Here is a 12,121-nt window from a genome sequence, read left to right as displayed (position 1 = left end):
TCAGGCGGCCGGCCACCCGATCGGGTGACAGCCGTTCGTCGGCCACTCCGAACCCGGCACAGGGCATCTGGCCTCGCGACAAGCGCTCGCCGCGCCGTCCCGCCCGGCCGCCGGGCACCGCGGTTTCCGGATCAACCGGCCGCGCGGGGTACCCGCCAGGGTTGCTGTATGACTATAGTCCCACGCATGAAGACCACACGGCCCCGATTGATGGGCACCACTGAAATCTGCGTCCGGCTGGGCGACCTGAGTCGCCAGCGGGTCAACCAGCTCTCCGCCAAGACGAACTTCCCGAAGCCGATCGCCGACCTGGCCCAGGGCCGCGTCTGGCTCGCCGACGAGATCGAGGAGTGGATCGCCCGCCACCGCACCACCCCGATGCCCCCGCACCACGACGCCTGACCCGGTACACCGCACGCCGCCCCGGACCATTCGACGGACCCCACTCCACGCACGTGTCCCGGACGGCATGCAGGACCCCTCCCCCCGCTGAGCGACGCGCCCTCCCGGAGGTGCACATCCCGGAGGCCGCGCCCGACGCGGATCACCACGGCCCCGCACGCGCCAGGGCGACCCCCGGAATCAGGGACCGGGGGCAGCCTCGGGAGTCACCCGGCCGGAATGGACGCCGCGGTCGGAGACCGGAGCCGGCCACCGGAACCAGGCGACCGGGATGGACGCCCGAGTCAGGGACCGGAGGCGCCCCGGAATCAGGCGGCCAGGGCGGACGTCGGGGTGAGGCGGGCCGCGCGCATCGCCGGGTAGACGCCCGCCACCACCCCGGCCAGCAACGCGCCACCGAGCCCGGCGGCGACGCTCCCCGGCGGGATCACCGGCGGCCAGCGCTGCCAGGTCGCGTATCCGATGGTCGCGGCCACGCCGATCGCCGTCCCGGCACCCCCGCCCAGCCCGGCGAGCAGCACCGACTCGGTCAGGAACTGGAGCCGGATGTGCCCGCGGGGCGCGCCGAGCGCACGGCGCAGCCCAATCTCGCGGCGGCGTTCGAGCACCGAGATGACCATGGTGTTGGCCACCCCCACCCCGCCGACCAGCAGCGACACTCCGGCCAGGCCGAGCAGCAGCGCACCGAAGGCGCTGTCCGCGGCCCGCTTCGCGGACAGCGCGTCGGAGGGCCGGGACACCCGGACCAGTCCGGGCAGCTGCGGGCTGACGGTCGCCGGCAGCACCGCCCGGACCTGCTCGATGGCCGCCTCCCGGCAGCGGACGTAGAGCACCGTCGGATGCCCGTCGAAGCCCAGCAACCGGCCGGCCACCGCCCAGCCGACCAGCACCGACTGGTCCAGGTCCGGGGCCAGCGGCACCGGCGCCAGGATGCCGGTCACGGCGAATCGGCGGTTGCCGACGCTGACCTGCGGGGCCGGACCGTCCGGGCGGATCTCGCCCAGTCCGAGCCGGGCCGCCGCCTCGGCGCCCAGCACCACGGTCGGGAACCGGGACGTCGCCGTGGTGAGGAACCGTCCGGATCGGATCCTCGCGTTCACCGCGGTGAGCAGGTCGGTGCGGGCGGCCAGCACGGTCAGTCCGGATCCGTCGTACGGGTCGACCAGGTCCGAGCGGCGCACCACGGCGTGCACGTTAGCGACGGCGCTGACCGCGGTCACCGGCCCGATCCGCGCGGCCATCGCCACCGACTCCGGCGGCAGCGGCACCGGCCGGTCGCCGGCGCTCTCCGGCTGGACCCGGAGCAGGTTGGTGCCGAGCGCAGCGAGCCGGTCGGCCACCGCCTGTCGGCTGGACGCCGGGATCCCGGTCACCACCAGCATGGTCGCGATACCGATCGCGATGCCCAGCGCGGAGAGCGCGGCCCGCAGCTTCCGGGTCCGCAGGCCGACCACGCCGAGCCGCAGAACGTCACCCGGCAGCATCGCCCCGCCCATCCCGGAGACCGGCACCATCGATCCGCGCCTCCCGGAGACCGGCACCATCGATCCGCGCGCCCCGGAGGACTGCACCATCGGTCCGCGCGGCGCCGAAGCCCGCCTCCCCGGACCCGGTGTCCTCGAGCCGTCCGTCCCGGATGGTGATGCGCCGCGGCAGCCGCGCCGCGATCTCCCGGTCGTGGGTGATCACCGCGATCGTCGCCCCTTCCGCGTTCAGCCGGCCGAGCAGTTCCAGAACGGCCTCGCCGTTCGCCGAGTCCAGCGCACCGGTCGGCTCGTCGGCGAGCACCAGCGCCGGGGCGTTCACCACCGCCCGGGCGATCGCCACCCGCTGCTTCTCGCCACCGGAGAGCTGCCCCGGCCGATGCCCGCGGCGGTGGCCGAGCCCCACCCGGTCGAGCGCCTCCTCGGCAAGGCTCCGGCGTCGCCGGGCCGGCACCCCGGCGTGCAGCAGGCCGGTCGCCACGTTCTCCGCCGCGCTGATCCCGTCGATCAGATGGAACTGCTGGAAGACGAATCCGATCCGGCGCCCGCGCAGACCGGCGAGCCGACGGTCGCCGAGCGTGGTGACGTCCCGGCCCTCAATCGCCACGGTTCCGCTGGTCGGCAGGTCCAGGGTGCCCATGATGTGCAGGAGGGTGGACTTGCCGGAGCCGGACGGCCCGACGATCGCCGCGAGCTCGCCGGGGGCGAGGTCGAGCGACACCCGGTCGAGGGCGGTCACCCCACCGGGATAGATCCGGCTGATCTCGCGCAGCGACAGCACCGGTGCCGTCACGGGGTGCTCACCACCGTCAGGCCGTCGGTGATTCCGGGGCCACTGACCTGCACCAGGCCGCCGGAGAAGACGCCGGTGGCCGCCGCGATCAGGGACCCGTCGGGGCGTTGCAGGGCGTAGCCGCCCTCGGCCAGCGCGACCAGGGCGCCGACCGGGACGGCCAGCACACCCTTGCGCACCAGGGTGGTGATGCGCACCTGGACGGCGGCCGCGTCGTACGCGGAAATCGGGGTGTCCGGGGTGACCGTGACGTCGACCTTGGCGGCTTCCCCACCCTCCCCGCCGGTGACCGCCCGGCCGATCGCGGTGACCTTGGCCGGCGCCGCGGTGCCGGACGGCGCGATCACGGTGACCGCGGTCCCGGTGCGCACGGTGGCCACGTCCGCCGGGCTCATCGGCACGGAGACCACGGCGCCGGTCGCGGTGACCGCCAGCACCGGCCCCTCGGCCGGGTCCCCGGCCTGCGCCCGCACCTCGCTGACCCGGCTCGGCCCGGGCAGCACCACGACGCCGCCCGGGGCGATGCCGGAACCCGGTAGGTCGTCCTCCCCGCGCCACCGTTTGATCGCGGCGAGCAGTCCGGCGTCGGCCACCTCCGGGTGCAGCGACCGCGCCGGGTAGCCGAGTGCGGTCAGGTTCTGCCGGACCTCGAGCACGTCCCGCCCGCTCAGCCCGGGCTTGTTCAGCGGCCGGAACAGAGGCGTGTCGCCGTAGATGACGATCACCGGCTGGTCGTCGACCCGGTACAGTTCCCGGCCCCGGATGGTCTTGCGGCCGGTCTCCGGCAGGTGGGTGATCACGCCGGTGCCGGGGCCCTTGACGACGCGGGCCGGGCCGAAGCCGAGCGTCCCCGGCACGGTGCGCTCGTCGGTGAGGTCCATCGTGCGCACCTGGATGGTGGTGACGGCCGGTGCGGCGGGCGGCGCCGGAGCCGCCGGGCGGTGCCCGCGCACCGCGAGGGTCGCGCCCGCCGCGGTCACCGCGACCGCGGCGACCGCCCCGGTCGCCCGCAGCGCGCGACTAGGAGCCATGGCCGAACGCCTCCAGCAGGCAGTCGTGCTCGATCTGGCTCTCGTTGGCCGGGATTCCGCCGTCGGACGAGTCGTAGGTCCACTCGCCCGGCTTGGTCACGTGCACCTTCAGACCGTGCGCGCGCAGACATTTCACGTGGTCGTTCCATTGCGCCGCGTATTTCGGGTTGGCGTCCTCGTCCAGTTCGGGCGGCTGCCGCGGAAGTCTCCCGGCGCAGGCGGTGTACGCGGACCTGGGCTCGCCGCTCTGGTCGAGCCGGCGCCCCGGGCCGGCCGGGCCGGGCTGATCGACCGGATCGGCCTTGACCCCGTGGGCGACCAGGCAGTCGTCGTAGGCGGTCCAGAACCGGTTCGCCTCCTCCTCGCTGGTGTCGAGTCGCAGCTGCGGCCGGGAGGCGGCGGGCGCCGAGGTGGCGGCGGCGGGCGGGGCGCTCTGCAGGGTGGCGACCCGACCACCACCATCGGCGGCGGTGGGATCGGGAGCGGGCGCACTGCACGCGCCGAGCGCCAGCAGAGCGGTCAGATAGAGGATCTTCGGCATGGACAGGACTCTGGCCGGAACTTGTCAGAGACCTGTTGTGGTCCGGTAGTGGTCCGGTTCCCGGGCCGTTGGGTGGCGCGCGGCCGCCTACACTCGCCGCCGTGTGCGCATACGTGCTGGTCGCCGAGGACGACCCGAAGCAGGCCGAACTCGTGCGGCGTTACCTGGAGCACGAGGGTCACGCCGTCGTCGTGGTCGGTGACGGCCGGGCGGCGCTGGAGGAGATCCGGCAGAACCCGCCCGACCTGGTGGTGCTCGACGTGATGATGCCCCGCGTCGACGGCCTGGACGTGTGCCGGATTTTGCGCCGCGACTCGGAGCTGCCGGTGCTGATGCTGACCGCGCGCACCACCGAGGACGACCTGTTGCTCGGGCTGGACCTGGGCGCCGACGACTACATGACCAAGCCGTACAGTCCGCGCGAGCTGGCCGCCCGGGTGCGCACGCTGCTGCGCCGCAACCGGCCGGCGGCCCGGGTCGCGGATCCGGTGCTGCGGGTGGGCAATCTGCAGGTCGATCCGGTACGCCACGAGGTGCGCGCCGACGGACGCCCGGTGACCTGCACCCCGGGCGAGTTCCACCTGCTGCGGACGCTGGCCGCCGAGCCGGGCCGGGTGTTCACCCGCGAGACGCTGCTGCGGCACCTGCACGGCTTCGACTCGTACGTCACCGCCCGCACCGTCGACGTGCACGTGATGAACCTGCGCCGCAAGATCGAGCCGGATCCGCGCCGACCCGCGCGGCTGCTCACCGTCTACGGTGTCGGCTACAAGCTCGCCGATGGCTAGGGCCCGCTCCGCCGGCCGGGGCAGCCTGCTGGGCCGGCTGCTGGTGCTGTCCGCGGTGGTGTCGCTGCTGTCGATCGGGGCGACCGCCTGGCTCGCGGTCCGCACCACCACCCGCGCGATCCAGCGGGAGCAGGGCCAGGCGCTCACCGACGACGCGAAGATCTACGACACGCTGCTCGGCTACGCGGCCACCCATCGCGACTGGTCCGCGGTCGCCCCGGTGGTCGCGCAGCTGGCCGGGAGCACGGGTCACCGGGTCGTGCTGACCGGGCAGGCCCGGGAGCCGATCGCGGACTCGGCGTCCGGCCCGCTCCCCCAGCAGCCGCTGACCACCGTCGACCCCACCGACGCCGGCAACCGGATCGATCCGCGGGCGGTCGGCCCGTTCCGGCTCACCACCGCCGAGCGGGCCGGACTGCGCCAGATCGCCGCCCGGGTGCAGAGCTGCCTGCGGGAGCCGAGCACCCCGGCGCCGGCCCGCGACGGCCAGCAGCGGGTCCTGCCGCACAATGTGGAGATCGTCGACGAGCCCAGCGGCCGCCCGCGGCTCGAAACGCCCGGCAGCGACCTGAGCGCCGACACGGTGACCTGCATGGAAGGCCGCACCGCGCTGGCCGCGCCGACCGCCACCGAGGCCACAGCGCTGCAGCAGCTCGATCGGCTGGTCAACTCCTGCCTGGCCCGCCAGCACCTGCCGGCCGTCACGATCGGCCTGGAGAACACCTGGACCTGGGCCGACGCGGAGTCGGCCCGCTCCGGTCGGCGCCGCAACCAGCCGGTGGCCGACTGCCTCACGGCCGGTCGGCGCGAGCAGCTGGCCGGCTGGGTGGCGCCGGCCGCGCTGCTCTTCGTCACCGCCCCCGGGGAGCAGAGCGCGCGGCGCGCGTCCACGCTGGACCTGTCGCGCCCCAACCAGATCCGGATCGGCGCGGTGACCGGGCTCGTGCTGCTCGCCGCGATCGGGGTGACCGCGCTGGTCGGGGTGCGCCTGGTCCGCCCGCTGCGGGCGCTGACCGCGGCCGCCGGTCGGATGCGCGACGGCGACGCGACCGCCCGGGTCCGGGTCACCGGGCGCGACGAGATCGCCCGCCTGGCGACCGCCTTCAACGACATGGCCGATCGGCGACGGCATGTCGAGCAGCTGCGGCACGCGATGGTCGGCGACATCGCGCACGAGATGCGCACCCCGGTCACGAACATCCGCGGCTGGCTGGAAGCGGCCGCCGACGGCGTCGTCCCGCTCGACCGCGAGCTGATGGCCTCCCTGCTGGAGGAGGCGATGCTGCTCCAGCACGTGATCGACGACCTGCAGGACCTCTCCGCGGCGGACGCCGGCGAGCTGCGCCTGCACCCGCAGCTCGTGGAGGTGGCCGAGCTGCTGCCCGCGATCACCGACGCCTTCACCGCCGCCGCGGACCGGGCCGGCGTCACCCTGCACACGACGGCGGCGTCGGCGCTGGTCACCGTGGATCCGATCCGGATACGCCAGGCCGTCGGCAACCTGATCACCAACGCGATCCGGCACACCCCCTCCGGGGGCAGGATCGACATCATCTCCGGTACGAGCGCGGGCCGGCTGCGCATCGACGTCACCGACACCGGCCCCGGCATCCCGCCCGAGCAGCAGGCCCTCGTGTTCGAGCGGTTCTGGCGCGCGGACAAGTCCCGCAGCCGGCAGACCGGTGGCAGCGGCCTGGGCCTGTCGATCGTCCGCAAACTCGCCGAGGCGCACGCGGGCACGGTGACGGTGACCAGTCCGCCCGGCCAGGGTGCCACGTTCCGCATCGACCTGCCGGTCGCCGGGCCCCCCGGTTCGCAGCGCGCCGGGCGTGGTTCGATGGGACGGTGAGCGGGCCTGGGCAGCGGATCGCGTCGACGACCTCGCCGGGCGGCGCCCGGATCGGGTATGCGACCGTCGGCAGCGGACCGCCGCTGGTGTTCGTCACCGGGTGGCTCAGTCACCTGGAGCTGAGCTGGGCGCTGCCGGCCGAGCGTGGCTTCTTCCAGGCCCTCGCCGACGGGCGGCGGCTGATCCGCTACGACAAGCCCGGCTGCGGCCTGTCCACCGCGGCCGGCGACGGGCCGCACACCATGGAGCGGGAGGTGGACGCCCTGCGGGCGGTGGTCGACGCGACCGGGCTGGAGCGTTTCGACCTGGTCGGGATCTCCACCGGGGCGGCGGTCGCCGCGGCCTGGGCGGCCCGGGAGCCGCGGAGCGTGTCGCGGCTGGTGCTCTACGGCGGCTGGCCGTACGGTCCGGACGTGGCGAGCCCGGAGATCCGCACGCATGTGCTCGGGCTGATCCGGGAGCACTGGGGGCTGGCCAGCGACCTGCTCGGCGGCGTCTTCGCCCCGGACGCCGACCCCGGTACGAGGGCCGCGTTCGTGCGCTACCAGCGCGAGGCCGCCACGGCGGAGGTGGCGGGCGCGATGCTGCTCATGGCGTACCGGATAGACGTCCTTGACCTGCTGCCGTCGATCTCCGCCCCGACCTTGGTGGTGCACCGCGAACGGGACCGGGCCGCCCCGATCGAGCAGGGCCGGCGGCTCGCCGACGGCATTCCCGGAGCCCGCCTGGAGGTGGTGCCGGGACGGTCGCACCTGCCGTACATCGGGGACTACCGGCCGATCACCCGCGCCATCCGCCAGTTCCTCGGCCTGCCCGCCGCCCACCGTGGCGCCGCGCCGGGCCTGACCGAGCGGCAGCGCGAGGTGGCCGCGCTGATCGCGCAGGGCCGCACCAACCGGGAGATCGGCGAGCGGCTCGGCATCACCGAACGCTCCGCGGAGGCGCATGTGGAGCGGATCCGCACCCGGATGGATTTCCGGTCCCGGGCGCAGATCGCCGCCTGGTACGTGGCGACGGCCGGCCCGGCATGACCGGGAGCCCGGCAGTGAGCAGCTTCAAATCCAGGGACCTTGACGTGACAGAGCGCACCATCGGGTGCGGGTGTACCTGGCGTGACTAGCTGTCAGCGGTGTCCGGGGCATCTGCACCGGTCATCTTGTGCGACACGCTGTTCTCGGTCGGGGTCAGCCGGCGCGCCGCCAGCCTGGAGGAGCCGACCTTCACCCGTTTGACTCTCGCGAGATCACGACGTCACCGCTCCAGTTGTGCCGCTGCCTGCAACTCGCCACGTACCTGGCGCAGGTGCATGCGCATCGCATCGGTGGCGGCCATCGAGTCTCGGGATTCGACAGCCTCCAGCAGGTGGGTGTGCCACATGATGGCCCGATCGACCCCGCCGGGCACCTGAGTGGCCAGCGTGCGGGAACGCCGCCCCAGGGTGACCAGTGACGTGTGCATGGCAATCAGTAGCGGATTGTGTGTCGCGTACGCGAGCGCGCTATGGAATCGGATGTCCGCCTCGGCCTGCGCCTCGGGTTCGCGATCCCCGAACCGCTGTTGCTCCGCCAGCAGAGCACGTAATGTCCGGCGTTCCTCCTCGGTGGCGCGCTGCGCGGCCAGTCCGGCGATGACCGGCTCCAGAGACTCTCGCGCCTCGATGAGGTGGGTCACGACCAGCTCGTGAAACATGTCGGTGTCGACACCGCAGCGGAGGTAGTCGGGATCGAGCTCATTCCACTGCTCACGCGGGGCGATCGTGCTGCCGCTCCCCTGCCGTACGGAGACGAACCCTTTACCGGCCAACTTATGGACTGCCTCGCGGATGGCGCTGCGGCTCATGCCGTAGGCATCACACATCTCGATCTCGGTGGGCAGCTTGTCACCCGGCCGTAGATCACCAGCCGCGATCCGCTGCAGATGGTCGTCGACCACGATGTCGGCAAGGTTCGCCTTGGTCACGTGATCTCCCACCGGTCGCTTCCTCGCCTCGGCCGGAACTAGCTCGGCATCGCCAGGATAGCGATCGCCCACAGACGCCTGCAGCCCTGGTCATAGTCGGCCCGATGACTCGGCCGGCCGCCATCCCGGCATCCGGATCGATGGCGTACTCGTACTTCACCGTGCATCAGCTCCACGGACCGCTGCCCCTGCGGAACGGCGGCGACACCCCGGCATTGTTCTGCTGGTCGTTCCTGGTGATAGCGGCCGGCGCCGGATCCTGGTCCATTGACGCATGGCTGTACCACCGCTGGGCCGACATGGCACCGCTTCGCAACTGACCAAACCGGGCGCCACCACCTCACGCGCCAGCCAGTCGGCATCGATGATCACCGCTCCGGGTTCCGCCAGCGCCCCGGCTCTGCACCCCCGGCTGCGGCCGGGGCGCCGACGACGAGGAGAGAGACATGTCCTCTGATGAGGCCGGCAAGCAAGGCGCGACGCCTGATCGCTCCGGCGGTTCTAAGCTGGGCGAGCTCAGACCGCGCCGGCGACACGTGACGTTTCCCTCAGGCTTGCGGCCGACAACACTGAGTAACCGCCGTCGACCATCATCTCGGTGCCGGAAATGAACGACGCATCCTCGCTGCACAGGAAAAGCACCGCTCGGGCAACGTCGCAGGGCTGACCGGCCCGAGGCAGAATTCGGTGGACGCCCCACGCAGATTCCCCCGCGTCGCCATCGCCGGGGACGGGCCGGACCCCCTCCGGTGCTCCCATCCATCCCGGGCTCACCAGGTTCACTCGAATCCCGCGAGGAGCCAGGTCGAACGCCTGACAGCGGGTCATCGCGAAGATGGCGCCCTTGGCGGCGTCGTGAATCCATCGAAGCGGTTGAGCCTCGCGGGCCGCGATGCTCGCCGTATGCACCGCCGCCGACCCAGGCATCATGTGTGGCACGCATTCGCCGAGCAACATCGCGGCGCTGCGAACATTCACCGCCAAAGCTCGGTCCCATTGTTCGTTGGCCGCATGGGCTCCGGCCGCCACCAAGCCCGCCGTACAGTTGACGAGGTACGAGATGGCGCCCCAACCGGCGGTGAGATCGCCGACCGCGCTTCGCACCGCGTCGGGATCCGACACGTCCACCTCGATCGGGCGAAGCGCTCCCTCCACTTCGTCGGCGAGCGCATCGACGAGGCGAAACAGCGCGGGCCGGTCGGCGTCCAGCAGGGCCACATGGCAGCCCTGAGCCGCGAAGTCACGGGCAACGGCGGCACCGATGCCGGAAGCCGCTCCGGTCACCACAGCGACCTGATCCTGCATCTCGGGATAGCGCTGTATCGAGTTGACCATCACCACCCGAAACCCATTTCGTGAATGGCGACGGTCCGGTCGCCGACAGCGATGCCTCCCATCTGGTCACCGACCATCCTTCACGCGACACGCCCGGCGGGAAACCGGGTGAAGTTCTTCGGGTCGTACAGCGGCAAGATGATGTCGGCGGTCCGCCGGACCCGCTCGTACGCGGTCAACGCTTCGTAGATGTTCTCGGTAATGCCGATGGGATGGTTCTGCTCGACGTTCTCCAGGTGGAAGAACGCGTCGGAGATGGCGACCACGCCGTTGGCGGTGTCCACCTCCACCACCATCGACGCTCGGTGGTGTGCGCCGGCCCACCAGGTACGCAGGCCGGGCGCGATGTGATCCTCGTCGGCCAGCAGGCGTACCCGGGGCCATGCGGTTGTCACCAGCGGCACCAGGATGTCGTCGGGCAGCGAGGTGGCGCGGTCGTCGTGCGGGTGGTCGTGGGTCCTGTGGAAATGTGACCAGCCACGCTCACTGATGCAGATGGCCGCGTTGTTGAAGGCGAGCACGTTGCTCACCGAATACAGTTGCAGGGGCGTGAGGATGACGTGGGTGACCTCCTCAGCCGTCACTCCGACCCGGGCAAGCTGATCTGGCAGGAATTCGCCCTCGGCACGCCGCATCGCGGCCCGCTCACCGAGAAATGCCGCCCAACCTCGGTTCATCGGCTCGAGATCAAGCGCCGGGCCGGTGTTGACCAGCGCGACGATCCCCTCACCACGGATCAACACCACCTGAAAGGTCAAGGGATGCCAGCGGTCCCAGTCGCGCATCCAGAACAGCTCTGGACCGGGTATCTCACTGTGACCGACGGCGAGCGTGGTCACCTCGTACCGGGGCATGCCGCTCCTCCCGAGATCTGCCGAGGGACATCAGCGGCGAAGCCAATGCGATCGACGCGCCCCGTCGGGCCGGGTTCCGCGCCAATCTGGCGCACGTACGTGCACGTCGCGTCAGCCGCGGCTGGCGAATCGCCGCCGGCGACGGTGTCCACAACGTGGCGGTGCCAGGCGAACGCACGATCCACCGCGCCCGGCATCACTGCCGTCCTCATTCCGGATCGCCGGCCGAGACCGGTGATCGAGGCGTGAATGGACACCAGGATAGGGTTGCCGGTCGCGTGCGCCAGCGCCTCGTGGAAGGCCATGTCGGCCTCCGCATGCCGACTCGGATCAGCTCCATTGAGCTGCGCCGATTCTCCGGCCAGCTCCCCGAGTCTCCGGAGTTCGGCGGGTGACGCGCGGTCCGCGGCCAGCGCCGCGATGGCCGGCTCGACGACCTCCCGCGCCTCCGCCAGATACCGGAGTAGGTCACCGTCATGTCTCATGGCCAGATACTCGGCGTCCAACTGATTCCAGTCGCTCCGCGGAGCAACGGTGGATCTGCTGCCCTGCCGCAGCGTGACGAAGCCCTTGGCGGCAAGCGCTTGCAGTGCCTCCCGCACCGCGCTGCGGCCGAACCCGAAGAGTTTGCACAATTCGGCCTCGGTCGGCAGCACGGCACCTTCCTTCCATTCACCCGTGGCGATCCGGTGAATGCACTCGTCGACAACCATCTGGCTGCGCTTACGCCGGACCACCACGCATACCCCCGTCAGAAGTCAAGATGGCCGATACCGGTGTCGTGTCCCACGAGGAGTACAGGCTTGCCCGCTTCGGCATCGTCCTGCCAAGTGAGCGCCCGGGAGCCGCTTGGGCAGCCCTGGCCGCCCGACGCTGGCTCCATGGATTCCTCCGTCCCAGCCTCGCGTCCACAAGCACGATGGGACGACGAACCAATTTTCATAATATGTATGTCAAGATCTTGCCCGCGAAGCCACCTGATGTCTACCAGTGTTCGCATATAGATGTTATGAGAGCGAGAAGGGGCGGGTCTTCAGCCAGCAGCCTGGGCCCGTGTTTGCGACACCCGCGAGGTCGTGGGCCCG

General features: G+C 71.8%; 12 protein-coding genes and 1 pseudogene. 5 read left to right on the top strand and 8 right to left on the bottom strand.

Annotation, left to right across the window (positions count from 1 at the left end; genetic code table 11):
* The first annotated feature begins 186 nt into the window (after positions 1–186).
* Complete coding sequence (locus ACSP50_RS20445) at positions 187–402, top strand: AlpA family transcriptional regulator (protein ID WP_231956666.1); 216 nt, start codon at positions 187–189, stop codon at positions 400–402.
* Between the two features lie 308 nt (positions 403–710).
* Here ACSP50_RS20445 and ACSP50_RS20440 read toward each other — a convergent pair whose 3' ends face one another.
* The 4 genes and pseudogenes from ACSP50_RS20440 to ACSP50_RS20425 all read right to left on the bottom strand — a co-directional run bounded on the left by ACSP50_RS20440 (position 711) and on the right by ACSP50_RS20425 (position 4,251).
* Positions 711–1,916 (bottom strand): ABC transporter permease, encoded by a 1,206-nt coding sequence (locus tag ACSP50_RS20440; RefSeq protein WP_014691163.1) that lies wholly within the window; start codon positions 1,914–1,916, stop codon positions 711–713.
* A 112-nt stretch (positions 1,917–2,028) separates the two neighbouring features.
* Positions 2,029–2,679 (bottom strand): annotated as a pseudogene (locus ACSP50_RS20435) (ABC transporter ATP-binding protein); the annotation flags it as partial.
* On the bottom strand, positions 2,676–3,710 hold the full coding sequence (locus ACSP50_RS20430) for a hypothetical protein (protein WP_014691161.1): 1,035 nt from the start codon (positions 3,708–3,710) through the stop codon (positions 2,676–2,678). The pseudogene ACSP50_RS20435 and the gene ACSP50_RS20430, both read right to left, overlap by 4 nt.
* A complete protein-coding gene (locus ACSP50_RS20425) occupies positions 3,700–4,251 on the bottom strand; it encodes a hypothetical protein (protein ID WP_014691160.1) in 552 nt (183 codons plus the stop codon). The genes ACSP50_RS20430 and ACSP50_RS20425 overlap by 11 nt, the downstream gene beginning before the upstream one ends.
* A 101-nt stretch (positions 4,252–4,352) precedes the next feature.
* On the opposite strand from ACSP50_RS20425, the gene ACSP50_RS20420 reads away from it, so the two are divergent.
* From ACSP50_RS20420 to ACSP50_RS20410, 3 genes are read left to right on the top strand one after another with little or no spacing between them, the layout of a single operon-like run.
* Positions 4,353–5,039: a response regulator transcription factor gene (locus ACSP50_RS20420; RefSeq protein ID WP_080127935.1), complete on the top strand. Its 687-nt coding sequence runs from the start codon at positions 4,353–4,355 to the stop codon at positions 5,037–5,039.
* Entirely contained in the window at positions 5,032–6,888 is a 1,857-nt protein-coding gene (locus tag ACSP50_RS20415; protein ID WP_014691158.1) for a cell wall metabolism sensor histidine kinase WalK, read from the top strand. Before ACSP50_RS20420 ends, ACSP50_RS20415 begins: the two co-directional genes overlap by 8 nt.
* Positions 6,885–7,919, top strand: coding sequence for an alpha/beta fold hydrolase (locus ACSP50_RS20410; protein WP_014691157.1), 1,035 nt, complete (start codon positions 6,885–6,887; stop codon positions 7,917–7,919). Before ACSP50_RS20415 ends, ACSP50_RS20410 begins: the two co-directional genes overlap by 4 nt.
* Positions 7,920–8,139: 220 nt before the next feature.
* Here the strand turns inward: ACSP50_RS20410 and ACSP50_RS20405 are convergent, their stop codons facing one another.
* On the bottom strand, positions 8,140–8,847 hold the full coding sequence (locus ACSP50_RS20405; protein ID WP_014691156.1) for a FadR/GntR family transcriptional regulator: 708 nt from the start codon (positions 8,845–8,847) through the stop codon (positions 8,140–8,142).
* 104 nt (positions 8,848–8,951) lie between these two features.
* On the opposite strand from ACSP50_RS20405, the gene ACSP50_RS20400 reads away from it, so the two are divergent.
* Positions 8,952–9,167: a DoxX family protein gene (locus tag ACSP50_RS20400; RefSeq protein ID WP_014691155.1), complete on the top strand. Its 216-nt coding sequence runs from the start codon at positions 8,952–8,954 to the stop codon at positions 9,165–9,167.
* A 196-nt stretch (positions 9,168–9,363) separates the two neighbouring features.
* Here the strand turns inward: ACSP50_RS20400 and ACSP50_RS20395 are convergent, their stop codons facing one another.
* From ACSP50_RS20395 to ACSP50_RS20385, 3 genes are all read right to left on the bottom strand, one after another.
* Positions 9,364–10,182 carry an SDR family oxidoreductase gene (locus ACSP50_RS20395; RefSeq protein ID WP_014691154.1) on the bottom strand — a complete coding sequence of 273 codons (819 nt, stop codon included), beginning with the start codon at positions 10,180–10,182 and terminating at the stop codon, positions 9,364–9,366.
* 80 nt (positions 10,183–10,262) lie between these two features.
* Positions 10,263–11,036 (bottom strand): hypothetical protein, encoded by a 774-nt coding sequence (locus ACSP50_RS20390; RefSeq protein WP_014691153.1) that lies wholly within the window; start codon positions 11,034–11,036, stop codon positions 10,263–10,265.
* Positions 11,018–11,749 (bottom strand): FadR/GntR family transcriptional regulator, encoded by a 732-nt coding sequence (locus ACSP50_RS20385; protein ID WP_231956665.1) that lies wholly within the window; start codon positions 11,747–11,749, stop codon positions 11,018–11,020. Before ACSP50_RS20385 ends, ACSP50_RS20390 begins: the two co-directional genes overlap by 19 nt.
* Between the last annotated feature and the right edge of the window lie 372 nt (positions 11,750–12,121).

The organism is Actinoplanes sp. SE50/110 (assembly GCF_900119315.1).
Lineage (GTDB): Bacteria > Actinomycetota > Actinomycetes > Mycobacteriales > Micromonosporaceae > Actinoplanes.
The sequence above is the reverse complement of the archived record's forward strand: the minus strand, read 5'-3'. Positions and strand labels throughout refer to the sequence as shown.

What these genes read in the sequence shown, in the direction of transcription:
- ACSP50_RS20445 (WP_231956666.1), top strand. Translation starts at nt 187, where the DNA reads ATGAAGACCACACGGCCCCGATTGATGGGCACCACTGAAATCTGCGTC.
- ACSP50_RS20440 (WP_014691163.1), bottom strand. Translation starts at nt 1,916, where the DNA reads ATGGTGCCGGTCTCCGGGATGGGCGGGGCGATGCTGCCGGGTGACGTT.
- ACSP50_RS20430 (WP_014691161.1), bottom strand. Translation starts at nt 3,710, where the DNA reads ATGGCTCCTAGTCGCGCGCTGCGGGCGACCGGGGCGGTCGCCGCGGTC.
- ACSP50_RS20425 (WP_014691160.1), bottom strand. Translation starts at nt 4,251, where the DNA reads ATGCCGAAGATCCTCTATCTGACCGCTCTGCTGGCGCTCGGCGCGTGC.
- ACSP50_RS20415 (WP_014691158.1), top strand. Translation starts at nt 5,032, where the DNA reads ATGGCTAGGGCCCGCTCCGCCGGCCGGGGCAGCCTGCTGGGCCGGCTG.
- ACSP50_RS20400 (WP_014691155.1), top strand. Translation starts at nt 8,952, where the DNA reads ATGACTCGGCCGGCCGCCATCCCGGCATCCGGATCGATGGCGTACTCG.
- ACSP50_RS20395 (WP_014691154.1), bottom strand. Translation starts at nt 10,182, where the DNA reads ATGGTCAACTCGATACAGCGCTATCCCGAGATGCAGGATCAGGTCGCT.
- ACSP50_RS20390 (WP_014691153.1), bottom strand. Translation starts at nt 11,036, where the DNA reads ATGCCCCGGTACGAGGTGACCACGCTCGCCGTCGGTCACAGTGAGATA.
- ACSP50_RS20385 (WP_231956665.1), bottom strand. Translation starts at nt 11,749, where the DNA reads ATGGTTGTCGACGAGTGCATTCACCGGATCGCCACGGGTGAATGGAAG.